Source organism: Alteromonas sp. AWJ4_197, assembly GCF_056160285.1.
In genome coordinates, this window is sequence record NZ_JBSWWW010000002.1 from 595,843 (window position 1) to 621,852 (window position 26,010).

Annotated in this window: 23 protein-coding genes; 10 read left to right on the forward strand and 13 right to left on the reverse strand. The window is 50.6% G+C overall.

Annotation, left to right across the window (positions count from 1 at the left end):
* Positions 1-157 precede the first annotated feature (157 nt).
* Positions 158-2,041: a PAS domain-containing hybrid sensor histidine kinase/response regulator gene (locus ACXAGC_RS05970; RefSeq protein ID WP_474843256.1), complete on the forward strand. Its 1,884-nt coding sequence runs from the start codon at positions 158-160 to the stop codon at positions 2,039-2,041.
* 48 nt (positions 2,042-2,089) lie between these two features.
* On the opposite strand, the gene ACXAGC_RS05975 is transcribed toward ACXAGC_RS05970, so the two are convergent.
* On the reverse strand, positions 2,090-3,721 hold the full coding sequence (locus ACXAGC_RS05975; protein WP_474843258.1) for an NAD(P)/FAD-dependent oxidoreductase: 1,632 nt from the start codon (positions 3,719-3,721) through the stop codon (positions 2,090-2,092).
* 156 nt (positions 3,722-3,877) lie between these two features.
* Between ACXAGC_RS05975 and fdxA the strand changes: the two genes are divergently transcribed.
* Entirely contained in the window at positions 3,878-4,201 is a 324-nt protein-coding gene (gene fdxA, locus ACXAGC_RS05980) for a ferredoxin FdxA (RefSeq protein ID WP_119502361.1), read from the forward strand.
* Between the two features lie 58 nt (positions 4,202-4,259).
* Here the strand turns inward: fdxA and rlmE are convergent, their stop codons facing one another.
* The gene (rlmE, locus tag ACXAGC_RS05985) at positions 4,260-4,880 is read right to left on the reverse strand and encodes a 23S rRNA (uridine(2552)-2'-O)-methyltransferase RlmE (protein WP_474843467.1); all 621 of its coding nucleotides are present in this window, start codon (positions 4,878-4,880) and stop codon (positions 4,260-4,262) included.
* 176 nt (positions 4,881-5,056) lie between these two features.
* Here rlmE and ACXAGC_RS05990 point away from each other — a divergent pair, with 176 nt between their 5' ends.
* From ACXAGC_RS05990 to ACXAGC_RS06020, 7 genes are all read left to right on the forward strand, one after another.
* Positions 5,057-5,800 carry a TrmH family RNA methyltransferase gene (locus ACXAGC_RS05990; RefSeq protein ID WP_474843260.1) on the forward strand — a complete coding sequence of 248 codons (744 nt, stop codon included), beginning with the start codon at positions 5,057-5,059 and terminating at the stop codon, positions 5,798-5,800.
* Positions 5,801-5,968: 168 nt separating this feature from the next.
* Positions 5,969-6,847, forward strand: coding sequence for a LysR family transcriptional regulator (locus ACXAGC_RS05995; protein WP_119502365.1), 879 nt, complete (start codon positions 5,969-5,971; stop codon positions 6,845-6,847).
* Between the two features lie 180 nt (positions 6,848-7,027).
* Positions 7,028-7,924: a cation diffusion facilitator family transporter gene (locus ACXAGC_RS06000; protein ID WP_474843263.1), complete on the forward strand. Its 897-nt coding sequence runs from the start codon at positions 7,028-7,030 to the stop codon at positions 7,922-7,924.
* A gap of 235 nt (positions 7,925-8,159) precedes the next feature.
* Positions 8,160-8,489, forward strand: a complete 330-nt coding sequence (locus ACXAGC_RS06005) for a hypothetical protein (RefSeq protein ID WP_303572742.1) — start codon at positions 8,160-8,162, stop codon at positions 8,487-8,489.
* 201 nt (positions 8,490-8,690) lie between these two features.
* The gene (locus tag ACXAGC_RS06010; protein WP_474843265.1) at positions 8,691-9,776 is read left to right on the forward strand and encodes an efflux RND transporter periplasmic adaptor subunit; all 1,086 of its coding nucleotides are present in this window, start codon (positions 8,691-8,693) and stop codon (positions 9,774-9,776) included.
* An 11-nt stretch (positions 9,777-9,787) separates the two neighbouring features.
* On the forward strand, positions 9,788-12,970 hold the full coding sequence (locus ACXAGC_RS06015; protein WP_474843267.1) for an efflux RND transporter permease subunit: 3,183 nt from the start codon (positions 9,788-9,790) through the stop codon (positions 12,968-12,970).
* Positions 12,963-14,411 (forward strand): TolC family protein, encoded by a 1,449-nt coding sequence (locus ACXAGC_RS06020; protein WP_474843269.1) that lies wholly within the window; start codon positions 12,963-12,965, stop codon positions 14,409-14,411. Before ACXAGC_RS06015 ends, ACXAGC_RS06020 begins: the two co-directional genes overlap by 8 nt.
* 70 nt (positions 14,412-14,481) lie before the next feature.
* On the opposite strand, the gene ACXAGC_RS06025 is transcribed toward ACXAGC_RS06020, so the two are convergent.
* From ACXAGC_RS06025 to ACXAGC_RS06060, 8 genes are read right to left on the reverse strand one after another with little or no spacing between them, the layout of a single operon-like run.
* Positions 14,482-15,312 carry a hypothetical protein gene (locus tag ACXAGC_RS06025; RefSeq protein WP_474843271.1) on the reverse strand — a complete coding sequence of 277 codons (831 nt, stop codon included), beginning with the start codon at positions 15,310-15,312 and terminating at the stop codon, positions 14,482-14,484.
* A 34-nt stretch (positions 15,313-15,346) separates the two neighbouring features.
* Entirely contained in the window at positions 15,347-16,078 is a 732-nt protein-coding gene (gene fabG, locus ACXAGC_RS06030; RefSeq protein WP_119502372.1) for a 3-oxoacyl-ACP reductase FabG, read from the reverse strand.
* Positions 16,071-18,416, reverse strand: a complete 2,346-nt coding sequence (locus tag ACXAGC_RS06035; protein WP_474843273.1) for an MMPL family transporter — start codon at positions 18,414-18,416, stop codon at positions 16,071-16,073. Before ACXAGC_RS06035 ends, fabG begins: the two co-directional genes overlap by 8 nt.
* Positions 18,417-18,422: 6 nt before the next feature.
* Complete coding sequence (locus ACXAGC_RS06040; protein WP_474843275.1) at positions 18,423-19,148, reverse strand: outer membrane lipoprotein carrier protein LolA; 726 nt, start codon at positions 19,146-19,148, stop codon at positions 18,423-18,425.
* Positions 19,145-19,561, reverse strand: a complete 417-nt coding sequence (locus ACXAGC_RS06045) for an acyl-CoA thioesterase (RefSeq protein ID WP_303572736.1) — start codon at positions 19,559-19,561, stop codon at positions 19,145-19,147. Before ACXAGC_RS06045 ends, ACXAGC_RS06040 begins: the two co-directional genes overlap by 4 nt.
* 4 nt (positions 19,562-19,565) lie before the next feature.
* On the reverse strand, positions 19,566-19,820 hold the full coding sequence (locus tag ACXAGC_RS06050) for an acyl carrier protein (protein ID WP_474843278.1): 255 nt from the start codon (positions 19,818-19,820) through the stop codon (positions 19,566-19,568).
* A gap of 14 nt (positions 19,821-19,834) precedes the next feature.
* Positions 19,835-20,638 (reverse strand): lysophospholipid acyltransferase family protein, encoded by an 804-nt coding sequence (locus ACXAGC_RS06055; protein WP_474843280.1) that lies wholly within the window; start codon positions 20,636-20,638, stop codon positions 19,835-19,837.
* A gap of 52 nt (positions 20,639-20,690) precedes the next feature.
* Positions 20,691-21,629 carry a chorismate transformation FkbO/Hyg5 family protein gene (locus tag ACXAGC_RS06060; RefSeq protein WP_474843282.1) on the reverse strand — a complete coding sequence of 313 codons (939 nt, stop codon included), beginning with the start codon at positions 21,627-21,629 and terminating at the stop codon, positions 20,691-20,693.
* A 204-nt stretch (positions 21,630-21,833) separates the two neighbouring features.
* On the opposite strand from ACXAGC_RS06060, the gene ACXAGC_RS06065 reads away from it, so the two are divergent.
* Positions 21,834-23,201 carry an AMP-binding protein gene (locus tag ACXAGC_RS06065; protein WP_474843284.1) on the forward strand — a complete coding sequence of 456 codons (1,368 nt, stop codon included), beginning with the start codon at positions 21,834-21,836 and terminating at the stop codon, positions 23,199-23,201.
* Positions 23,202-23,299: 98 nt separating this feature from the next.
* Here ACXAGC_RS06065 and ACXAGC_RS06070 read toward each other — a convergent pair whose 3' ends face one another.
* From ACXAGC_RS06070 to ACXAGC_RS06080, 3 genes are read right to left on the reverse strand one after another with little or no spacing between them, the layout of a single operon-like run.
* Positions 23,300-24,535, reverse strand: a complete 1,236-nt coding sequence (locus tag ACXAGC_RS06070) for a beta-ketoacyl-ACP synthase (protein WP_474843286.1) — start codon at positions 24,533-24,535, stop codon at positions 23,300-23,302.
* A gap of 15 nt (positions 24,536-24,550) precedes the next feature.
* Positions 24,551-25,006 (reverse strand): hotdog family protein, encoded by a 456-nt coding sequence (locus tag ACXAGC_RS06075; protein ID WP_474843288.1) that lies wholly within the window; start codon positions 25,004-25,006, stop codon positions 24,551-24,553.
* On the reverse strand, positions 25,006-26,007 hold the full coding sequence (locus ACXAGC_RS06080) for an LpxL/LpxP family acyltransferase (RefSeq protein WP_474843290.1): 1,002 nt from the start codon (positions 26,005-26,007) through the stop codon (positions 25,006-25,008). Before ACXAGC_RS06080 ends, ACXAGC_RS06075 begins: the two co-directional genes overlap by 1 nt.
* Between the last annotated feature and the right edge of the window lie 3 nt (positions 26,008-26,010).

Consider the following 26,010-nt stretch of genomic DNA (forward strand, 5'->3'; position numbering starts at 1 on the left):
AAATCTGGCGCTACAATGACATAAGCCCCTCAATGCAGATTCTGGAATATTTATTTTTTCTTTTATTTGTATTTAAAGGGATAATGATGTTCACGATGTTCGTCTGTAGTTTAGACGTATTACCCGTCACCATTAAAGGAAATGAAGAGGTGCTATAATGTCTGATACTGAGTCCCTGTTAGATTCCCTCAATACGCTTGTCTGTAAAGCGAACAAGGACGGATATTATACTTATCTGAATAACTATTGGGTCGTCAGTTTAGGCTGGAGTCTCGATGCACTGAAGAACCAGCCCTTTTTATCCTACGTACACCCTGAGGATCGGGCTGACACCAGCGCCACGATGGCGGCACTTTTCAATAGTAAACGCACTGTTGAGGGTTTTCGGAACCGCTACAAAAGTATCTCAGGTGAAGATGTCTGGCTTGAGTGGTTTGCAAAAGCCACCTCAGATACCGAAATAGTCGCATCAGCGACTATTATCACCGGGAAGGTGGTATTAGAAGAAGCAGACAGAAAACAAAAAGCTTTGTTGCAACAAGCTGAGTTGATTGCTTCCTTAGGACACTGGAGTGTTGACGTTGTAAATGAAAAGGTATTTTGGTCCGATGAGATATACCGCATTCACGGCGTTAGTAAAAGTGATTATGAACCATCGCTGCAATCTGCCATCGATTTTTACCATCCGGACGATATTTCTATCGTCCAGAATCACGTTAATGAGGCAGTCGAAAAAGGAGAAGGTTGGGAAGTAAAATTAAGAATTGTCCGTCCGTCCGGTGAAATACGACATGTGCATAGTAAGGGGATGGTAGAACATGACGCGACAGGAAGTATTAGTTCTATTTTCGGTACATTTCAGGATGTAACTGATCGGGTTAAAAAATCTCTGGAGCTGGAAGCAGCAAAAAGAAAGGCCGAAGTTGCGAATATTGCCAAAAGTCGCTTTCTGGCCTCAATGAGCCATGAGATTCGTACACCTATGAATGGTATTTTGGGTACCCTTCAGTTACTCGAAGACGAATTGACTAAGTCTTCTGACAGAAAACTTTTAAGCAATGCGCTTACTTCATCTTACTACCTGCTTAAAATTGTTAATGACATTCTGGATTTCTCAAAAATTGAAGCAGAGATGTTATCCCTCGAAAAAATAGCATTTTCTATCAGACAACTGTTAAACGAGGTCGCTTCCAATTTTGTTCCCCGTGCAAAGGCAAAAAACATTGTATTCCGAAGCTCCCTACAAAAGAATCTACACGATGTTTGGTTGGGAGACCCGGTAAGAGTAAAGCAAATTATCACGAACCTCATTTCTAACGCAGTAAAGTTCACAGATACCGGTAGCGTCACAGTTGCAATGTACTCTGAGCAAACCACGGCCTCGTCAGCGTTGACGATTCAGGTTATCGACACAGGTATTGGTATGGAACAAAAAGTAATAGACGGATTATTTGAGAGGTTTACACAAGCAGATACTTCAACCACCCGCAAATATGGCGGTACTGGTTTGGGAATGGCCATAACAAAAAGCCTTGTAGAACTGATGAATGGCACACTGACGGTGACCAGTCAGAAGGATAAAGGGACTACTTTTTCCGTTACTTTACCTCTGGGAAAAGCCGAAAAGGCAGAGCCAATAAAAATATCAAACGCCAATGCCCCTGACCTCACCGGTAAAAAAATTCTCGTTGCCGAAGATAATGATATTAATCAGGTTATCATTACATCAATGCTGGAGAAAACCAATGCCGAAGTCAGGGTAGCGGAGAATGGACATGAGGCCGTTGAACTAACTCAAATATTTAAACCTGATTTAATTTTGATGGACATTCAGATGCCTGAATTAGACGGCCTTGAAGCCTGTAAACAGATTCGCCGCGATAATAGCACTATTCCCATACTCGCACTTACTGCTAACGTGATGTTAGAGGACATCAAAACCTACCTTGATGGAGGTTTTAATGAACATCTCGCTAAACCCGTTGAGGCCGGTAAGCTATACAGTAGACTAGACTTATATTTACGGAAGAAAAACCGCTGATTACCAGCTACGCTAATTTACTCACCATCCCCGTCAACCGGCAAATCGTCAGCTCTGTGAGTCAACCTGGTTAGTAAATGCCATAGCCAGCGCTTCTGCCACGCGGATGCCGTCAATGCCCGCAGACCAGATCCCGCCGGCATAACCTGCGCCCTCACCGGCCGGGTACAAACCCTTTACGTTCACGCTCTGGTAATCCTTACCACGCTTAATACAAACCGGAGACGAGGTACGGGTTTCCACACCGGTCAGCGTGCCATCAGCTTTGGCAAAGCCTTTTATCTGGCGGTCGAACGCAGGAATGGCTTCACGGATAGCTTCAGTGACATAGCCCGGCACCACTTTGCTTAAATCTGTCAGGGTAACGCCCGGCGTATAAGACGGCGTGACGTCTCCCAATTCTGCGCTTGGCTTACCGGCAAGAAAATCGCCGATAAGCTGGCCCGGCGCATGGTAGTTTTCGCCACCGGCTTTAAAGGCCATTTCCTCCAGCCTGCGCTGTAATTCAATCCCCGCCAGCGGGTGACCGGGATAATCTTCTTCCGGCGTGATGCCTACCACAATGGCACTGTTCGCATTGCGTTCATGACGCGAGTATTGGCTCATGCCGTTGGTGACCACACGACCCGGTTCAGAGGCCGCCGCGACCACGGTACCGCCCGGACACATACAGAAACTGTACACCGTGCGGCCATTTTCACAATGATGCACCAGCTTGTAATCGGCAGCACCCAGGATGGGGTTTCCGGCGTTATCACCAAAGCGGCATTTATCAATCATGCTCTGTTCGTGTTCAATGCGAAAACCGATAGAGAAAGGTTTGGCTTCAATGTATACGCCCTGGTCGTACAGGTTTTGGAAGGTGTCCCGGGCGCTGTGACCCAACGCCAGAATTACCTGCTTACAGGCCAGATAGCCGCCGTCAGACAAATGCAGGCCTTTCACCGCATATTCGCCGTCTTTTTCATCCATATCGAGCTTTTCTACCCGCGTAGAGAAACGGATTTCACCGCCAAGGTCGATAATTTGCTGACGCATTTTCTCAACCATGCTCACCAGTTTGAATGTACCGATGTGGGGCTTACTCACATACAGAATTTCTTCCGGCGCACCGGCTTCCACAAATTCATGCAGCACTTTGCGTCCGTAGTGTTTACGATCTTTTACCTGACTGTACAGCTTGCCGTCAGAGAATGTACCGGCACCGCCCTCCCCGAACTGCACATTGGATTCGGGATTTAAAGGCTGTTTGCGCCAGAAACCGAAGGTATCTTTAGTACGTTCACGCACTGCTTTACCCCGTTCAAGCACAATGGGTTTAAAGCCCATCTGGGCGAGGATTAACGCAGCGAAAATACCGCAGGGGCCGAGTCCCACCACCACCGGGCGACTATTCAGATTTTCCGGCGCCTGCGCAACAAACTTATACGACATATCCGGCGAAACTCTGACCTGCTGATCAGAGGCAAATTTTTCCAGCAATTTTTCCTCATGGTTTACCGACACATCCACGGTGTAAATCAGCTGAATATCTTTATTGTTGCGGGCGTCATAACCGCGCTTAAACACACTGGTTTCAAGCAAATCACTGGCAGCAATACCAAGCTTACTGATGATGGCCTGCGGCAAGGCTTCGTCGTTATGATCAAGGGGAAGTTTTATATCGGTTAAACGCAACATGAGGGATTTCCTGGTTCGCCGGACAGCCTGTCTGTCAGAGCCAGCATAGTGTAATGCAGATACTGGCGATCCGGTAGACATTCACCGGCATTTGTCTTTTGATCCCTCTGCTTTACACTTATAATCCGCCCACATTTTCAGACATGCGGATAAACCATGACATTTGTAGTAACCGACAACTGCGTGAAGTGCAAATACACCGACTGCGTCGCCGTGTGTCCGGTGGATGCGTTTTTTGAAGGTCCGAACTTTCTGGCTATCGATCCGGCCATTTGTATTGATTGTGCTTTGTGTGTGCCGGAATGCCCCGCCGAAGCGATTATTCAGGATACCCATTTAACCGAAGAGCAAAAGCCCTGGCAGGAAATCAATGCGGAACTGAGTCAGCAATGGCCGAATATTACAGAGGTAATTGCGCCGCCGGAGGATGCCGACAGCTGGAACGGTGTGCCGGACAAACTGCCGCTGCTGGAACGTTGAGCAGCGACAAACAGGCTTAGCATGCAGTATGCGCCGCCGCTGGCGCATACAACCCGGTTCAGCCTTTAAAACCCGTAGCAACCAGATACACTTCCCGGGAACGCGGGCGGGACGCCGCAGGTTTTCTTACCACCACTTTTGAAAATGACGTTCGTACATCTTTCACGTACTCATCGTAGCCTACGCCCTGAAACACTTTTGCACAGAAGCTGCCCCCCGGTTGCAATACGTTTCTGGCCATATCCAGAGCCAGCTCAACCAGATACATAGACGCATACTGATCGGTGGTATTTACGCCACTCATGTTCGGCGCCATATCAGACACCACCACATCCACCCGGTCATCCCCGAGGGTATTCAGGATCTGGTCATAAACGGCTTCATCAGTGAAATCGCCCTGAATAAAATCCACGCCGATGATGCTGTCCATAGGCAGAATATCTGACGCAATCACCCGCCCGTTGTCACCAACGATGGGCGCCACAATTTGGGACCAGCCACCGGGTGCAGAACCCAGATCCATGACCACGCTGCCGGGTCGGAACAATTTGTCTTTTTCATTGATTTCGAGAAGCTTGTAACTTGCCCGTGAACGGTAACCGTCAGCCTGCGCTTTTTTTACGTAGGGATCGTTAACGTGTTCTTCCATCCATTTTTTGCTGGTTTTTGAGCGGGCCATAGTCAGTTCTGCAGTAGCTAAAGGGAAAACGGCGTTCATTGTAATCACGCGCAGCGGTTTTGCAAATGCAGCGCACCAACAAACTTCACAGCCGGCCTGACTTCCCTGCGGTTACAGGCTACAATGCGCAGCTTATTACCGCTTTTTGCAACACTGTTTCCGGAACTTACCTGCACATGAAATTAGACGACGTAAAAAAACTGCACCAGAAGAAATACCGTTCGCAGTTTGGCTTTTATCTTGTTGAAGGTGAGCATTTAATTCAGGAACTGCAACGCTCGCCATTGATGGCACAGTCTGTCACGTTGTACGTAACAGAAAGCTGGCTTTCCCGTGGCATTGCGCTGGACTCCCGTTTTGATGTGGTAACTGTCACAGACCGGCAAATGGCTTCACTCAGCGATACCAAAACTCCGCAGGGTGTGATTGCCAGAGTGCCGCTGGCAGCCCATGCTGTGGCTCCTGAAAATAAAACAGCCTGTGAGCGAAGTATTTATTTACATGAAATTCAGGATCCCGGAAACCTGGGCACTATTTTACGTTCTCTGGCCTGGTTCGGAGGCTTCCGGTTACTGCTGAGCCCCAACAGCGTTGACCCGTTTAATTCCAAAGCGGTGCGTGCGAGTATGGGGGCAATTTTCCATCTGCCGGTAGAAACCGATGTTACACTGAATGATTGTCAGCAACGCTTTACCCGCTTTGCCTGCCTTGATCTTAACGGTAAAGCCATCAGCGACCCGCAGTTCAACGACTTTCCCTGCTATCTGTTTGGCAACGAAGCCCGTGGTATACCGGAAGACGCTCTTACCCGGGCCGGCGCTGAGGCCTTCACCATTCCCGGCAACGGCCAGATTGAATCACTGAATCTCGCCAGCGCGGTAGGCATGTGCGTGTATCAGCTGTCGTTGAGCAACAGCTGATAGCTGCCTGATAACTTGTGGCAGTGGCTCCGGACTATGAATCAAATACGTTGACCTTTGACTACCGGCGGGACGGTTTCACACGTACAATCAATCACTACCAGACAGATTAACCACACCGGTCAGATCAAACACATCAGAGAGTCACCGGCATTCAACAGGAGCCCTATGAACCTGTCGCAGATTGAAGCTTTCTGTGCCATCGCCGAAACAGGCTCGGTATCGGAAGCTGCCCGTCAGCTGGAATGTAACCGCAGCAAACTGAGCATGGCCATTAAAGTGCTGGAAAGTGAGCTGGGTGTGGATTTATTTGTGCGAACAGGCAATAAAATCGAACTGTCGGAAGTGGGTAAAGCCATTTATAAAGACTGCGAAAGTATGCTCATCACCGCCACCCGTATTCGCGGCACCTGCGCGCAGGTAACCGGTGAATTTGCTGCTGAAGTATGGATTGCGCCGGACGATTCATTGCCAGACCCTGTCTGGCAAGGCTTTATCCACTCGCTGAATAAACTGTTTCCGAATACGTCCTTCAACCTCGTGCTGGCGTCCAGCGGTGACCTTGCCAATCTGGTTGCTACCCAGCAGGTGGATTATGCTTTTGGCGTGGATTACGAGCGTTTCGATGATGCCAGGATCAGCTACAAACCACTGGGCAAAATTCGCATGATGTCGGTGTGCAGTGCTTCCCACCCGCTGACCCGCCTGAAACGGGTAACCGATGAAGATCTCCGCAATGCTATGCAGGCGGCGATGGTGTATCTGAACGAGCAGAATAACTCCAGTCTTGAACCCTTCTCCCGCCACTACATCGGGTTCTCCAGTTTTGAATTTATGCTGAATACCATTCTGACTGAAAGTGCCTGGGGTGTGCTGCCTGAACCACTCATCCGCCATCATTTGCGTGAGCAGCGCCTGTCGGTTATCCGCCATACCTATGGCCTTACTCAGGAAGATTATTGCATGGTCAGCCTCAACGGCAGTGCTGAAAACCCGGCCATGGCCTGGCTTGCCGATAAGCTAAGCGACTACCTTTTTGACTTCTGATGTAAAAGCACGCGGCTGCTGTCAAAATTATTGACAGCAAGTTTTATCTTTATCTCATTGTTTTAAATGAACTTTTTCAAAAACCCGCCTGTCAGCCCTCTATCACGCGACCAAATCGTCATTGTAAATTACCGCCACCGGGCGAAAATCAGCGCAGATTTCTCAGAGGTTATCTTTCCCATGTGTGCCCGTACCCGTAATAACGAAAAGCAAACACTGACACTTTCAGCCCTTTTTGCCGGCCTTTTTGCCGTTGCTGGCCTGATGGTCGGACTGTTTGTTGACTCAATGGTTATTGTTTTCGACGGTGTGTATTCACTGGTAAGCTTGCTGTTAACTTTATTGTCGCTGGCAGCTTCCCGCTTCATTATGCGCCCGTCCTGTGACCGCTTCACCTTTGGCCGTGCCATTTTTGAACCGGCCGTCATAGCTGTAAAAGGTGCGGTGATCCTGCTGGTTGTCGGTTATTCCCTTTACTCTGCCATTGTTTCACTGCTGACTGGGGGCCATGAAGTCGATGCGTCAGTCGCTACCGTATTCGGTGTGGTCAACGTAATTGGTTGTGCCTTTGTGTGGTGGTACGTGGCTGCGAAGAATAAACGTGTGTCATCAGGCCTGATTGAAGCTGAAGCCAGTCAGTGGCAGATGGACACATTATTGAGTGTAGCCGTGACAGCAGGATTTGTGATTGCCTGGTTATTGTCACTCAGTCCCCTTGCCTCTTTCGCGGTGTATGCGGACCCGGTGATGATGTTAGCTATATCAGCGTTCTTCATCAAAGTGCCTTTTACGATGCTGATGTCAGCAATGCGCGAGCTGTTCTTAATGGCGCCCGCAGAAGAGCTTCGTCAAACCATTGATGAAAGCGTGGCCGCTGCGGTTGAAGAGTCAGACCAGGAAATTGAATTATCAGGTGTGGCAAAAGTCGGTCGCGAACTGTGGGTAGATGTCGACTTCTATCCTGATAGCAGTGATGTTATCCGCGTGAAAGATATAGAGCAAACCCGTGAAACCATCCGCGAAAAGCTGTCTGACTTGCCCCTCAAACTGCAAATTACCGTGAATATCGCCGGCTAAGCTGCCGGCGGTTACCTGACTGACTGAGCCGTGCCGGATACGGTACAATCCCGCCAGCTTGTTTACCCGCCAGAATTTTAACAAGCTGGCATCGTTACATTTACAACTCCCGTTGAGCTTTTCCTACTGCGATAAAGTAACCCTCAAAATCCTCAGGTTATCTCACATCTGCTTGTCAGCCAGTACAGCAATGCGTAGGATTTGCGGCGCTTTTTTTAGTGGTAACCTACTCAACATGTTAAATTTTCAGCAATTTCGCGAACAATTTATCCGGCAAAAGCTTCCCGCTTTACTGCTGCTGGTGTTCTGCGCATTTCTGATTGAGAACAAACAGGTTTACCTCACCACCGTCACGACATCCCATGTGGATGCCTCTATGTGTACGCTGGGTTTTGAAGTCGATAATACAGATGAAGAGCAACCGGACCCGTCTGTGCCGGTCACAGAAGTTCTCACTGTTTCTGCCTGCGCTCCGGCGCTTGTCTCCGTCAGGCCCTCTCACTTCACCACCCCGTCCACCTGCCGCTACAAGTTACCTCCGCCCCGGGCGCCGCCCTACGCGTAATCATTCCGGAATAGTGCCTGCGCACTGCTCCGGGGACACTTCAACAATATTTTTCTCACAGGCAAGTCCGGACAGATCCCATTTCTGACCGGATGGATTTCTGCGGCCTTTTCTTCGCCACACACTCTGAGTGTGTGACGGGGCCGCGTCGTGCCTGCGCATGTCCCTGCGCAGGCACAATAACCATAAAAATAGTGATCTATGAAAACGAGAACAATCCTGACTTTAAGTGTAGTGACGGCGCTGCTTGGCGGTTGCGGTCACGATGAAACCGCTGGCCATGAACAAACTGTAGAGTTTGATGTCACCCATCCTCTGCATCAGAACAACACAACCGTGAAAGAGTATGTCAGCCAAATCCGGGCCATTCAGCACATCGAAGTGCGTGCCATGGAAAAAGGCTATCTGCAAAACACCTTTGTGGATGAAGGGCAAACGGTAAAAGCCGGTCAGCCTATGTTCAAAATTATGCCGGCTGTTTATGAAGCCGAACTTCATAAAGCACAGGCAGAGGCAGAAGCCGCCAGAGTGGAATACGAAAATACCCGTTCGCTGCAATCGCAGGATATTGTGTCTGATACTGAACTGGCCGTCGTCAAAGCCGGTTATGACAAAGCCCTGGCAGAGGTAGCGCTGGCACAAACCCACCTGGATTTTACCGACATCCGCGCGCCGTTCACCGGCAAAATGGACCACCTTGAAGCCCGTACCGGCAGTCTGCTGGATGAAGGCGAATTGCTCACCACCTTATCTGATCTCAGCACCATGTGGGTATATTTTAATATGCCGGAATCTCAGTATCTGGATTATGTTCAGCGCGGTCAGGATATCACTGAAACCACTGTGCGGCTGAAGCTGGCTAACGGCTCGGTGTATGAACAACCCGGCCATATCGATACCATTGAAGCAGACTTTGATAACACCACAGGTACCATTGAAATGCGGGCTTCGTTCCCGAATCCCGATGGCCTGCTGCGTCACGGACAAACGGGTAACGTACTGATGGACGTTGACTATCCTGACAGTGTGCTGATCCCGCAAAAAGCCACTTTCGACATACTCGATCAAACCTATGTGTACGTCGTAGACGACAATAATACTCTGCACACAAGACACATTCAGATTGCCGCAGAATTACCCCATGTTTTCATTGTGGCAAGCGGACTGGAAGAGAGTGACACCGTGCTTATCGACGGATTACGCCGGGTCAGGGACGGTCAGCAAATCGAAGCAGACATGGTGTCTCCTGAAGAAGTCTTCGACAGCCTTGAGCTGGCAGCAGAGTAAAGGTCGCGATTATGTTTGGAGTTTTTATAAAGCGGCCTGTCATGGCCATTATGCTGTCGCTCATGATTGTGTTTCTGGGCGTATTGTCGATTTTTTCTTTACCTACATCCCAGTATCCGGATATTGCCCCGCCACGGGTGCTGATCTCTCTGGCATACCCGGGTTCCAATGCTGATGTGCTGGTAAAGTCCTCTCTGGTCACTATTGAGCGCTCCATTAACGGTGTGCCGGGCATGAAGTACATTGTGTCTGACGCCACCAGCGCCGGTGAAGCCACGATTCAGGTAATTTTCGAGCTGGGTGTAGATCCTAATCAGGCACTGATGAACGTGAAGAACCGGCTTGATCAGATCAAAAACCGTTTGCCGCAACTCGTTCAGCTTGAGGGGGTGGTGGTAAACCGCGTGCAACCCAGCATGCTGATGTATATCAACGTGTTCAGCACGGATAAAGATGCGGATGAAAAGTTTCTCTATAACTATTCCAACATCAATATCATTCCTGAAATTCAGCGTGTGAACGGTATCGCCAGCGCTAAAATTCTGGGTAGCCGTCAGTACGCCATGCGAGTGTGGCTGAAACCTGACCGCATGCGGGCCTACAATATTTCCACTGAGGAAATTATGGAGGCCATGGACGAGCAGAGCCTGATAGGACGGCCGGGCCGTCTGGGACGAAGCTCAGGTTTAAGTGCCCAGTCCAAGGAATATGTACTGGTGTATGAAGGCCGGTACAACAAACCGGAAGAATACAAGAATATCATTATCCGCGCAGACTCCGACGGTAAATTGCTGAAACTGGGTGATGTGGCCGACGTGGAACTGGGCAGTGAATTCTTTGATATTTACTCCAACAAAGACGGCTATCCCTCAGCAGCCATTGTGCTTAAACAAAGTTACGGCAGCAGCGCCAGTGACGTGATTGAGCAGGTGAAAGCCAAAATGGAAGAGCTGCAGGATACCTTCCCGCCGGGCATGGAATACGAAATCAACTACGATGTATCCAAATTCCTTGATGCGTCTGTTGAGCAGGTACTGCATACACTGGCCGAAGCATTCGTGCTGGTGTCTCTGGTGGTGTTTATTTTCCTCGGTGACTGGCGCTCTACCCTCATTCCCATCATCGCCGTACCGGTATCGCTGATTGGTACCTTTTTCTGTATGCAGGCCTTCGACGTCAATATCAACCTTATCACCCTGTTTGCGATGGTTCTGGCTATCGGGATTGTGGTGGATAACGCCATTGTGGTGGTGGAAGCCGTGCATGCCAAGATGGAAGATGATGCCGCCATCACGCCCTACAACGCCACCCGGCAGGTACTGGGCGAAATGGGCGGTGCGATTATTGCCATTACCCTGGTGATGGTGGCGGTGTTTATTCCGCTTATCTTCATGACCGGTCCGGTGGGCGTTTTCTACCGTCAGTTCTCCATTACCATGGCATCTGCCATTATCATTTCCTGTATTGTGGCGCTGTCACTGACACCGGTATTGTGCGCCATGTTGCTGAAGAATCATCACGGTCAGCCACAGAAACGCACGCCGGTAAGTATGTTCATCAACAGCTTCAACCGCGTGTTTGATAAAGTTACCGGTCGCTACACGGGTCTGGTACGGGCTGTGGTTACCCGTCGCACGGTAACCGCCGTTTTACTGGTAGCCTTTGTTGCCGGTACCGTGGGAGTAAACGCTAACTTACCGGCAGGTTTTATTCCCGGTGAAGATCAGGGACAAATCTACGCCATTATCCAGACGCCCCCCGGCAGTACACTGGAAGCAACCAACAAAGTTGCCAGAGAATTGCAGGAAATGGCGCTGGAAATTGAAGGCGTGTCTTCGGTATCTTCGCTGGCGGGCTATGAAATCCTGACAGAAGGACGGGGGTCCAACGCCGGTACCTGTCTGATTAACCTTAAGGACTGGGCAGACCGTGAGCAGACTATTCCGGAAATCATTGAGGAACTGGAAGAGAAGGCCCACCACCTCGGTGCGGTCATTGAGTATTTCGAACCCCCTGTTGTGCCGGGTTACGGTGCCTCATCCGGCCTGTCGTTCCGTCTGTTGGATAAGACTAACACCACGGATTACCATGAATTCGATGACATCAACAAAGACTTCATTGCTGAACTGGGTAAGCGTAAAGAGCTCAAAGGACTGTTTACTTTCTATGCCGCGGATTATCCCCAGTACAAAATCGAAATCGACAACCAGGCCGCCATGCAAAAAGGCGTTTCAATTAAAGCGGCAATGGAAAACCTCGATATCCTGATCGGCAGTACTTATGAGCAGGGTTTCACCCGCTTTAATAACTTCTTCAAAGTGTACACTCAGGCAGCCCCTGAATACCGCCGTTATCCCAGCGATCTGCTGGATTACTACGTGCGGAATGAAGAAGGGGAAATGGTGCCCTACTCTGCGTTCATGAAATTAATCAAAACCGAAGGTCCTAACGAGATCACCCGCTACAACCTGTATACCTCATCGGCCATCCGCGCTGAACCGGCTGCCGGTTACACTTCTGCAGATGCCATTAAGGCTGTGGAAGAAGTGGCAGCGGAAACACTACCACGGGGATACGACATTGGCTGGGAAGGTTTGTCATTTGATGAAGCCAGACGGGGCAATGAAGCGGTGGTGATTTTCGTGGTGGTACTGTTGTTCGTGTACATTGTACTGGCAGCGCAATACGAGAGTCTGCTGTTACCCTTTGCCGTTATTCTTGCCTTGCCAACCGGTATCTTCGGCTCGCTGGCCATGCTGAAAATGATGGGTCTGGCAAACGATGTGTATGCCCAGCTCGGTCTCGTTATGCTGGTAGGTCTGCTGGGTAAAAACGCCGTACTGATAGTGGAATACGCCGTGCAGAAAAAAGAACAGGGCTTGTCTATTAAAGAGGCGGCAGTGGAAGCGGCAACCGCCCGGTTCCGGCCAATTCTGATGACCTCCTTCGCCTTTGTTGCCGGCCTGATCCCGCTGGTTATCGCTACCGGTGCCGGTGCAGTGGGCAACCGTACAATCGGTTCATCTGCGCTGGGCGGTATGGTAACAGGCACAGTCTTCGGCGTGCTGGTGATCCCGGGCCTTTACTATTTATTCGCCAAACTGGGCGACGGTAAATCTCTCATCAAAAATGAAGACCAGCTGCCCTTCACCGAAACTTACCACTACAACGATAAGGAGAGTGACAATGACTAAATCACGCTGTTTTACCCTTAGTCTGAAACCGCTTGTTGTCGCGGTAAGTGTGGCTTTACTGCTGCAGGGTTGTGCAATACCTGATATCGAAACCCGTGACGCCAGTGTGGCGATGCCGGAACAATTCACACCTGAAGCGACAGAGACGCCGGTGAATATAAACTGGGAAGACTGGTTTAACGACCCGGATCTCATCGCGCTGGTAGACACTGCGCTGGCAAACAATCAGGAAGTCGCCATGATGCTGCAACGCATTAATATGGCGGCCAATGAAGTCTATGCCAGAGAAGGGGAATACCTGCCTCAGGTGTCTGCCGGAGCTGAAGCCGGCGTGGAGAAAGCCGGTGAATATACCCGTGACGGCGCAGTGGAAAAACAACTGGCTATCCGCGAAGAGAAGGAATTTCCTGATCCGCTGGCGAATCTACGCCTCGGCCTTAATGCTTCCTGGGAGCTGGATGTCTGGCATAAACTTCGTGACGCCTCTAAGGTCGCGTCACTGGAATATCTGGCCAGTATTGAAAGCCGCAAGTTCTTTGTCACTGAAATGGTGGCGGAAGTGGCCCGTACTTATTACGAGCTGCTGGCGCTGGATAACCATCTTGCGAATCTGGATGCCAATATCGACATTCAGCAACATGTGCTCAACACCCTTGAGCAACTTAAGCATTATGGCCGCTCTTCGTCTTTACCACTCACCCGCTTTGCGGCTGAAGTAAATAAGAATAAGAGCGAGCGGTATCAGGTCAGACAGGAAATTGCTGCCACTGAGAACAAGCTTAATTTGCTGCTGGGACGGCCTCCCCAGCCCATTGCGCGTAACGCTGAACGTCTGATGACAGCATCACTGACAAAGCCCTCTGCCGGCGTGCCGTCAGAACTGCTTGCCAACCGCAGCGATATTCGTGAGGCTGAGCTGACACTGCAGGCGGCGAAGCTGAATATCGACGTTGCCCGCGCCAACTTCTATCCGTCTTTCGCGCTGAAAGCCGGTGTGGGGTTGGAGTCCTTTGATACGCGGTATCTTCTGGACACACCGGAGTCTGTTGCCTGGTCACTGTCCGGCGATATTTTTGCGCCGCTGATCAACCGCCGTGCAATTGAAGCTGAGTATAAGAATGCCAGTGCTGAGCAGATTCAGGCTGCTTATGAATACGAGTATACCGTTGTCAGGGCAGTTTCTGAGGTTTCCACCCGCTTGTCTGCACTGGATAACCTGAGCAACAGCTATGCAGCAAAACAAGCCCAGATTGAGCAGCTGGATGCGTCGGTGAATATTGCCAACAAACTGTTTGCCTCTGCCCGTGGTGAATACCTGGAAGTGTTGCTGGCACGCCGGGAGTCACTGGAAGCGAAAAGTGAACTGATTGATACCCGCAAAGAGCAGTTCACTGCACTGGTGGAATTGTATCAGTCGCTGGGCGGCGGCTGGCGCAGCTAAGGCTCAACCAAACCTTGCCGGAAACAAAAAAGCGGACAATTCGTTGTCCGCTTTTTTCAGGCTGTTTTGCTCAGAATGCATAGTCCGGCAGAGGAATATCAATCATGCCTTTACGGTACTGTTCTGTTGTTTCTTCACTGAGTTCATCACGGTTCGACTCTGCATAGCGGCGCAGCTTTCTGATTTCGCTGTGCTCTTCCACTTCCCGCAATGCATCGCGGTAGCGCGCCATTCTGCTGCGGCCGATAGCATTGGTCAGCCAGGCAAAAGTATCCGCCTGATTCTTCTGTGCTGTGGCATAGTTTCTCAGTAATATTTCCGCAGCTAAATCACACAGGGCCTCGCTGCGAAGCTCTTTTGATGACATTTCCTGTGCCGCCCGTTTCAGACTGGCAAGGTCGCCGGCCAGCATCATCTCTTTAAGACGACTGACTACATCTGCGTCGGCCTCTTTGCTGTAAAGATCTTCCGGCAACGTGTACATGCCAGCCACAAATTGCTCTCCCTCTGCACCCGGCAACTCGTCGAGAGCGGTGTCAGCATGGCGTTCCAGCTTGCCTATCTGTGTGTTTTCCACCACTTCAGACAACACGCCGTAGTAGCGGCCATTTTCAGATGCACCAATGGCACGTGCCAGCCACGCCAGGGAGTCCACATCACTGCGCACCGCATGGGGATATTTCTTCAGCAGAATAGCCGCAGCAATATCCAGTAATTCAGGATCGGCCATTTTAGTACTGAAAATACGTTTTGACGCTGTTTTTAACTGAACCATATCGCCGGAAAGCATCATGTCCGCCAGCTTCTGTTCTTCAGGGCCTAATTCCGCCATTGCACTGAAAGACAAGGCGCTTACCGATAATCCGATTGCCATCAAGGCTATTTTTATATATCTCATCATTACTCCATTTCGTTGAGATCACTTCACTTCAAAATCAGTACATACCGCCATTGACGCTGATCACCTGACGGGAAATATAGCGGGCTTCATCTGACATCAGAAAGCCGATGGTATTGGCTACATCATCCACATGACCGAAGGTGCCCAGGGGAATCATTTTCTTCGCTTCGTCTGCCACCGCCCCTTCAATCATGCCGGTTTCAATGACGCCCGGTGCAACACAGTTTACTGTGATCTTTCTTTTACCCAGCTCGATAGCCAGCGCTTTAGTGGCACCGATAATGCCGGCTTTAGACGCGCTGTAATTCGTTTGCCCGCGGTTGCCCATCAGGCCGGAAACCGAGGACAGGGTAACAATACGTCCGCCCTGACGCAGCCTGATCATGGGCATGATCACCGGATGCAGCACATTGTAGAAACCATCCAGATTGGTGTGTACCACGCCATCCCACTCTTCGCCGGTCATGGCAGGAAAGGCTGTATCGCGGGTAACACCGGCATTACAGACCACACCGTAATAAGCACCGTTTTGTTCAATATCAGCTTCAATGGCGGTGCGTGTTCCGTCTCTGTCGGCAATATCAAATTGCAGGGCCACGGCACTGCCGCCGCCGGCAATAATATCCTCAACCACTTTGGCAGCAGCGTCTTTACCGCTGCGGTAATGTACCGCTACGGCAAACCCCTGCGCAGCCATTTTATAGGCAGTGGCTTTTCCGATACCGCTGCTTGCTCCTGTGACGAGGATTCTTTTTTGTTCAGACATGAGATCCTTTTTCCTTCTTGTCAGGCTCACCATTAAACAGGCTTATTGCCGCAATAAAATTAATCGTATTTCCAATCAGAATGATGCTGCCGAAGGCCTGAACCACCGGCATATCGCTGAATGCCAGCAAGCCGAAAGACAGCAAGCTGGTTACTGCAGACAGCAAAATTGCTTGTTGGGTAGTGTCCGGTTTGTCCGCCATTTCACGGGCAAAGATGATGTAATCCATGCCAAGTCCCAGCACCAGAAACAGTGCCATGACATGAAACACATTGAGGGCCTGACCGCACAGAAGCACCAGCGCGACGGCAATCAGGCTAGCAGATGCAGGAATAAGCAGCAGCCGGAGTACCCCGGCGCTGCGGTACCAGAGCGCCAGCAGCAGTCCGACCAGACCGTAGGCAATTACCAGTAAAAAGGCACCGGTTTCCCGCTGGGATTTCAGTGCCAGTGTGGCATTGCCCAGGGTATTCACATAGTCAATTTCAGGAATGGCAGCCGCCGCTTTTTCTATGGCAGCTAAATCACTGTTTTTGCGGATAAGAGCAAAACTGATTATTTCTTTGTTGTTACCGGCCCCTTTTCCTGCCGACCAGAGCGGCGGTAGACCATCAACTCGTTCAGACAAACCGGCGAAGACCAGTACCTTGCCGGCACCGTCAACGTAAGCCGCTTTTACCGGTGCAACAGACTCTGGCGGTAAACCCAGCGCGCCGGCAAATACATCAAGCACACCGCCATCACTGTAAAGTTTTGCCTGCAATGCATAATCCGCCTTTTGCGCTTCAGGTGAAGGCAACCAGTCAGCGATGCTGCTCACTGAATCGCGGTGCACACCTTCAGAAGTCAGCAAACGATCCAGTGCATCAAAAATCTGTTGTGGCTGTTGCCCGCGGATAAGCAGATAACGACCGGGCTCGTATACCTGAGTCAGCGTCGATACAGCCTGCTCCTGCTCAAGTAAGGCAGGAGAAACATGGAAAAAGCGTCTGGGATCATCATTCACCTGTAATCCGCCGGCGTACAGGTACAAGGCACTCATCACCGCCATAGCGAGTCCGGCAATAGCCAGAGCGCGGGGTCGTCGGGCAGTGACACGCTGACAGGAACGAATTACAGTTTTCAGCAACGGCTGTCTGGCTTCGATGGGACGGCGCACCACTAACGGCCCCAGCAGCATGACGCTCAACCATGCCATGGCCAGCCCGGCACAGGAAAACAGAGCAATTTTCTTAAGAATGGTAAGTTCAGCCAGGCTCAGGGCACCATAACCCACCAGCGATGTAATCACACTCAGCACCATGGCGCGGTACAACACGGTGTCATGACCACTGGCACGGGCTTTCCCGTTTGCTGGCTGCGCCGGTGACTGTGCGGCAGATAAGAAGTGATAGAAATAGTGCAGTGAATAATCCACCACAATACCAATCAGACTGGCACCGAAAACAATGGTCAGCACATGCACAGAACCGTATACCCATACGCTGGCGAGAATACCGGCCCCCACACCGGCGGCAATGGAGCCAAGGGCCAGGGTTAACGGTAATAACGAACGGAAAACCAGCAACATCAGCACCAGTACGCCGGCTATTGAGCCTGCAGCAATAAGCTGAATATCCGCTTTGGCTGACTGCGCTGAATCCACAACAAAAAAGAACATCCCGGAATGCAGCACGGACACATCAAACTCTTCACTGATGGCCTGCTCTGCGGCTTTAATTTTTTCGTAAACAGCATGCTGCTGCGCCATCCCGGCGGGAAAATCAGTGAAACTCACGGTGAATGATGTAGCGGCTCCGGTGCGCTTTTCAGCCTCCACGGACGGGTCAAGACGTGCCGACATCCCGATAAGGTAATCTGAAAACCAGCCAAGGGGATCCTGTTCAAAGGGAACCAGTCTGACGCCCTCTCCCAACTGATAAAGCTTTCGCTGCGCCGCTGCGGCCAGTTGTTCAGGGGTTTTGTCGTAGAGGGCTTCCCGTTGAGAGTCACTGAGAAAATTAAACCTGAAGGGCGTAATAGCGGGCAAATATGCGGCCTGCATTTCATTATCAAGGGCAACGTGCAGGCCGTGCACACTATTCAAAGCCGTTTGCAATGAACGGGCAGCTTGTTCAGTGCGCTTATCGTTATCGCTCTGCACAACCACCATAAAACGCTGGCTGATATCATCAGTCAACGCGTCCAGCGCATATTGCAGGGCGGGGTCGCGTACTTTATCCGGATTTAAGTCGTTGAGATTCGTATCAATCTGCACTGCCTGCGGATTGATAACAACAAACAGCACACCGGCCAGTAGGGTAAAAATGAAGCACAGCCGGAGAAAAAACGACATCATCGTTGATCAGAATGCGTCGAAGCGGGCGGGTGAAAGAAGAACGCGACACCAGTTTGTTTTACCGGAATACAGGGTTTCACATTGTTCCCAGGCTTTCCGCTTGCCCTCAAAACTGTATTCCTCAATCTGATCAATAAGCACCTGCGTATTTTGCCCGGTTGCGTCTGTTACTTTAATCGTTACGGCAGGTTGCGGGACATCCCCGTCTCCGGTCGCGGATTTGGCGATACGGATAGCTTCCAGTCCCTTTCTCATCATCTCGCTTTCAGGAATGAGTAACAATGTGCCGTCCGGTTCCTGAGTGACCCCAAATTCATCAGTAAAATAGCCGGTGTCGCCTTTCAGCAAACGAACAAAAATGTTCGACATAATATAACGGGCAACGCCGCTGAGAGGCGTTAACGTGCCATCATCTTCAGCCCTGAAATTGTTGGTGCTGTTCACGTACAATATGGCTTCACTGAAGGGCTCGCTGGTATGCCATACCAGTCCTAAATCGCAGGAATAATAAAAATCACCGGCAGATTTAAGCGGTACAGGCAGGCCCTGCATAGATTTTTGCTGGCTGAACTGACCGGAAAAGTGACAGCCAGAAGGAAACATGGAAGAGAGTAACTGCTCTTCGGTGGCCTTGTCTTCAACTTCCCGGGAAGGATCTGGATCTGCATCCGCCACCGCCGGCAACACTGCCAACAGTCCCGTCAGCAAACTGATGAACGCAAGGCGGCTCATGGTTTATTTATCCATGCAGTGACAGCGTCAGTAAGAAATGCCGGAGATTCGTACTGGGTGATCTGCTCAGGCATAGCCACCGCAAACTGGGTTGTCTTGCCTTTAGTGAACACCTCACCGGTATCACGATCTTTAATGGCATAGCTGATTTTCAGGCGGTTTTCCCATTCAGTCAGCCAGGATTCCACCACGACTTTTTGCTCAAACAGCAGAGGCTTGATGTACTTCACCTGAATATCAACGATGGGGAAAAAGAACCCCTGCTCTTCCATCACACTGTACGGGCAGCCTATTTCAGACAACAACGCACAGCGGGCCATTTCCATGTATTTAGGATAGTTACCGTGCCAAACCACGCGGTAAGCATCCACATCGAAAAAAGGAATGTCGATATTCAGGCGATTTTTTTTCATCGGTTTATGCTTTCGCCGGCAACTCAGCAAGTACGTCAACGACGTCCTGTATGGTTCTCACCTGCTTGAACTGAGACGGAGAGATTTCTACGTTAATGGTCTTTTTCAGGTCAACCAGTAAATCTACGGCATCAATGCTGTCGATATCCAGGTCTTCGTAAAGACGGGCTTCAGGCACGATTTCCGCCGGTTCCAGCTCGAAAAGGTCGACTAAGGTGTCTCTGACCTGTGCCAGGATATTTTCTTTTTCCGAATTCATAACGCATTCCCTCTTTAATTTTCCAGCTGTTCCGGCGTGGCCGTTGTCTCTGTAGACAGCTGTTTGTTGTAATAGTTTTCCAGAAACTGAGTCAGATGCCTGTACTGCTTAGGTCGCGGTAACGTAGTGTCTATGCAGTCATCCAGTGCCAGTAATTCACCTGAACGCAGTGTAAATGCCGGGCCGCCTTCCGGGATATCATACCATTTATCGCCCTTTTTCAGCGCCCGGGGGTAGCACTCTATCATCACAGGCATGATTGAGGCATTAACGGCCACCGCCATATTGGCAGCTCCCCTTTTAAAGCGCAAAACGTTATCTTCTTTGGTCCGCGTGCCTTCAGGAAAAATCAGAATATTCTCCCCGGCTTCCAGTTTGGCCGCCGCCATAGGTAATACCTGCTCAGCATTGTTTGGTATAAACCCGGCCTGGCGCACCACCGCACCGGTAAAAAAGTTATCCCAAATGGCGCTTTTCACAAAACAACACATCTGCTTATTCACGGCAAGCAGCAGCACCACATCAATCAGTGACGGATGGTTCGCAATAACAATGTGCCCGGGGCGGGCTTTGTGCATAGAGTCCACATCGAACGAATACCGGATAAGGCCGAAAAATCGCATGATACGAATAAATGTCAGGCACCCTTTATGAATACACCAACGGATCATGCGTTGCTTTTTAGCCGGCGAAATAATGGTGACAGGACTCATCAGCCGGAAGAAAACACCGACAAGCAACGCCCCCACGCCAAACAGCGAATAACTCACACCGGCGCTGAGGATTTGCCAGCTTTTGCGCAGTTTAGCTAACAGCATACCAGCACTCCGGTGCGGCAACCGCCAGGCTGTTCCAGAGGCAGATACCGGCTCAGACACAGAAACATTCGATTTCAACCAGCAAGTCTTTACGACAGATATCGGCCAGAGTGTACACCGCTTCAACGTCAGGGTAATGGCTGCTCAGCCAGTCACGGATATAGGCGACATCCTTTTCGTGACGGACATAGACTTTAAAGGCTGACAACGGGCACTGCTCCGGATTCGCTGTATCAAGCAAATGGCTGATATTTCCCATGGTCACAGTGAGCTGCTTCTCAATATCTCCCTCTCCCAGTGTCTGATGGCCTGTAATGCTGGCCGTTCCTGAGATAAATAAAAAGTGAGAGTCATTCAGTGTCAGTGCTGTAGCACGGGCAAATGAGGGACTGGAAATGCCATACTGGCGGGGATATTCGTAGGCGTTCACCTGATGGTGATTATTGTAGTGCCGTGGCTTAACGCGGCTGGCGAACACATAAAATACAGCACCATCGTTATGATGCCCCAACGCTGATGCAGCGGGGAAAGCCTGAGGGGAAATACCTGCTTCTTCAAACGCTTTCAGACGACCGGTGCAAAACTTTTTATACACCTCATGGTCGCCGTCACCGGCATTAATCGCCGGCAGATAATTCCAGAAGCGGAACGGATGCGCGAACCCCTTCTCATCCAGCACACCCAGAATTGCCCCGTAGGCGGTTTGGGTGTGTTGCTCAATATCACAGCATTCATCCTTTGTCAGCCAGTGTGCAACGCAAATCACATCGTCCGTTTCAGACCAGTAACAACGTCCGGTCTGGCCACGGGTCACTTTGCCCTTTACCGTCCACACTTCACTGACTGTATCAGAGCCCGCTTCTTCAAGCCCTGTTGCAATCAGGCCGCTCCCGAAAGGTTCACACTGGTTGATAAGAGGCATAACCGCAAGAACATCCTCACGGGATTGTAGTGCTTTGGCGGGGGTGGAACAAAAATGCTGTTTTAACATGAGACAACTGGATGTGGTGTAATTTCAAACAGGAATGAGGCAGCCATTCACATGGCAAAAATATCAGCAGGTAATCATTCCGTGACACAAAATTAGTTTTTAATCTGGCGGTAGTTTAAACTAGCGAAAATTGAAAATAAAGCGAATGGACTCACCCTTTACCATGGCTGTTAACATTCGTGAACACCAGTAAATAATTCTTTCATGCCTGATACTTTTCCCCTTTTTACCCGTGAAGCTGAAGACGCAATTGCTTATCTGACCCGGCCTGTCGATGCAGCAGATCTCAATACCGGGCCGGTTACTGCCTCCCGCTTTCTTTCTCATGTGAAGCAGGTCGCAGAGGCTCTGACCTGTCAGGGTCACGCGATTAACCTGTGTGAAAACCGTTATCTGTTTCTGGTGGGGCTGTGTGCCGCTGTTTTACGGGGCGCGACAACCTTGTTACCGCCGGATAAAAATATCGCCACCCAGGAGCAGATGAACGGGGACTACGGGGATTGTTTTATCATTCACGACGGGAGTGAAATCAGTGCCACTATCCCTGCATTTAATATCCTGTCGGTGAAATGCCCGCAGGCTGACAGCAGCGATTTTTCGGTACCCGTCATTGCGGATGATTTTCTGGCCTGCATCAGTTTCACTTCCGGCTCTACCGGAAAATCAAAGCCTAATCTCAAATACTGGCGCACTCTGCATCGCAGCAGCCTGATCAACTACACCTTCATGATCCCGGATTGTGAAGAGACCCTGTACCAACTGGCTACCATGCCCGCCCAGCACATGTGGGGTTTTGAAACCTCAGCCTTGCTGCCGTTATTCAGCAAAGTATGCGTGAGTGATGCTAAGCCCCTGTTCCCGCAGGACATTCTGGACATCTTTGCGGCTTTACCGGAGCCCAAACAACTGGTTTCCACTCCCGTACATTTGCGGGCGCTATGTGCCGGTATGAGGTCTGAAGTTCGCGCCCATTCCGTACTGTGCGCCACGTCCCCGCTTACCACAGAACTGGCCACAGAAGTGGAGCAGAAATTCAACGCGCCGTTAAGAGAAGTCTACGGTTGTAGTGAAGTGGGTTCGATGGCGGTGCGGCGTTCTGCCAAAGAGCAAGCCTGGTTTAAATTTGAAGGCATTAATTTTGCGCAGGAAGGCGGTAGCACCACGGTGCGCGCTGAACATTTGCCCTCCGATACCGTACTGCAGGATTTCATTGAATTTAAAGATGACAATCACTTTGTGTTATCTGGCCGGGCAAGCGACCTGATAAAGATTGCCGGTAAACGGGGTTCACTGTTTACCATTAATCAAACGCTGCTGACGTTTAAGGGCCTGGAAGATGGTATTGTGATTCATCCTGAATCAGCCGGACCGGTTACCCGCCTTGTCGCCATTGTGTCGCTAAAGCCGGGGGTAGAAAAAGCCGAATTGGTGCGCTTTTTACAAGCGCGTCTGGACAGTGCTTTTGTGCCGCGACCTGTGTACGTGGTAGATGCCCTGCCCCGTGAACCTAACGGTAAGCTGCTCCGCAAAAACATTGATGCGCTTCATGCATCACTGAAAAAGAAAAGATAATCAAAGTACCGGCAGTTAAGTAAAAAAAGGGCGTCACGATAAATTCGTGACGCCCTTTTTGTTTGTTTTTTCACTGCCCTGCTGACAATGTTTTGCGTTTAAACCCGCTTTATGATCAACGAGGTATTGATACCACCGAAAGCGAGGTTGTTACTCATGAAGCAATCGGTTTTGATTTCGCGGCATTCCCGGCGAATGTAATCCAGCGGTGCACATTCCGGATCAACATTATCCAGATTCAGTGTGGGTGCAAACCAGTTTTCTTTCATCATATTAACGGTCGCCCACACCTCAAATGAGCCGCACGCGCCCAGCGTGTGGCCGGTATAGCTTTTCAGCGAACTAATGGGCTTGGCGCCCACAACCTGAAAGGTGGCGTGGCTTTCAACAATATCACCGTGCTGCGTTGCCGTGCCATGCGCCGAGACATAACCAATGTCGTCGGCGGTTACACCAGCATCTTTCATGGCTGAGGCCATGACACGTTGCACCGTTTCCGGATTAGGTTTAACCAGATAAGCGCCGTCGGTATTGGTGGCGTAACCGGTGACTTCTGCCAGAACGTTCGCGCCACGGGCTTTAGCATGTTCGTAGGATTCAAGAATAAGCGTACACGCGCCCTCACCCAGTACCAGGCCATCACGATCGCGATCGTAAGGCCGGGGCGTGGCTTCCGGGGTATCATTTTTGGTGCTGGCCGCGAACAAGGTATCAAATACCGCTGCCTGGGAAGGACACAATTCCTCTGCGCCACCGGCAATCATCACATCTTGCTGACCAAACTTAATGGCTTCATACGCATAGCCAATGGCCTGGCTACCCGCGGTACAGGCACTCGAAGTGGTGTACATGCGGCCCTGAGTACCAAAATACACACTGATATTCACAGCCGCGGTGTGGTTCATCATGCGCAGATAGGTGCTGCTGTTAATGCGGGAAGTCGAAAAGTTCTCCAGCATAGGCGCAAACTCCAGTGCCGCTTCACTGCTGCCTGTGGCGGAACCATAAGCCACCCCGGTCGCAGAAGAGCGGATCACCGGCTCATCTGTCAGGCCGGCATCAGCCAGCGCCCGCTCAGTCGCCAGCACACCCATTTGGGCAACACGGCCCATGCTGCGTTTTTTCTTTTTGGTATAGTGATCAGGCAAAGCAAAGTCGTGAACGGGGGCAGCCAGATAGGTGCCAAGACCGTCATACTTTTTCCAGTCTTCCATATAGCATACTGCTGACTTCATCGACTGAAGCGCAGATTTTACCTGCGACCAGTCATCACCCAGCGCAGACACTACACCGGCTCCGGTAATCACAACCCGTCTGTCATTATTGTTATTCAAACTACATCCTTTTCTTTAAACAGGCCGGCGGAATACCGACAAACTCGCCGTAGCCAGGCACTGCACTTCGCTGCCGTCTTGCGGCTCATTTTCAATGAAGCAATCGAACGTTGCAAGCCCGTCGCCCACCAATGCTTTTTCTTCACAGCGCACCGTGTACTTACCCGGTGCAAAGTAATCACAATGAGCTTTAAATGAGCGCGTCCCGAGCAGAAACCCCAGATGCGGCGACACTTTTCCCAGCGCGAGCTGATGACCGGCAATGAGTGCGGCAGTCTGGCCCATGTATTCCAGACCAATCCAGGCAGGTACGCCCTTACCGGCTTCAAAAAACGGACTTTCGTCATCTACGTACGTGCGCGATGCCGATGAGGTTTCGGTGACATCCAGTACTTCGTTAATCAGTAACATGGGCGGACGGTGAGGAATTAACTCAAACAACCGGCTGTCGAAACGGGTTTCCTGCGACATTACTTCCCTTCCTCTGTGGTAACCGCTGTTAATGACGTGGTGTCGCCGGGCTGCCAGAAATCATAAAAATTAAACCATTGATACGGTGCGTTCAGGCAATGCTCTTCCAGTTTCGAGGCAAACTGTTGCGCATAATGCTGTAAGTCCTGCTGGCGGGTCTTGCGGTTGATTTGCAATTTGTCACATAACGGTGCCACATCAAACAACACCTTGTTGTCTGACGCTTCGCAGCGATAAGCAAACATCAGCTTTACCGGACACGCCAGCGCTTTTGCCAGCATGTAGGGGCCGATGGGCAGTGGCGCATGTTCACCCAGAAACTGAACATTAACGGTGCGTTCCAGACCACTCAGAGGCACACGATCACCGGCAATGAACACCCACTCGCCGGCATCAATTTTTTCCTTCAGCATCATGATGGTGGTGACATCAAACTCATCAACCTGAAAGACATTAAGACGGGATTCGTTATTTTCGTCCTGCATCATTCTAACGAAGTTGCCGGCGTGCTTGTCGTAAACCAATATGTTGATGACCTTGCTGCGGTAACGGTGCATAAAGCCCCGGCAAAATTCCAGATTACCGAAATGAGAGCCAATAATAAGCTGCCCTCTGTCATCGTTGTGCAGGGCTTCGATATTCTCCGGCGAGCTGAGTACAAAGTCTTTTTCCGAGATTTCATCCAGCCAGCCCAGCATCTTATCCAGAATCACTTCAGCAAAGGTTTTGAAATGCAGCAGCACATGACGGTAACCCGGCTTACTTTGCCAGATCTCAGGCTTAAACCGGTAATGAGCGGTCAGGTATTGCAGCGATGCCTCACGCTGCTCTTTGCGGCACAGCACAAAATACAGCGCCACCGGATACATGATGATTGAAAACACTTTGCGGCCGCACAGCCGGTAAATAAAAAACACCAGTCGCATGGCTGCCATGGTGCCGGCTTCACGGGTTTGTGACCAGTGCGCCTGCGGTTCTGAAGTTTTATCTGACGTAGTCATCGC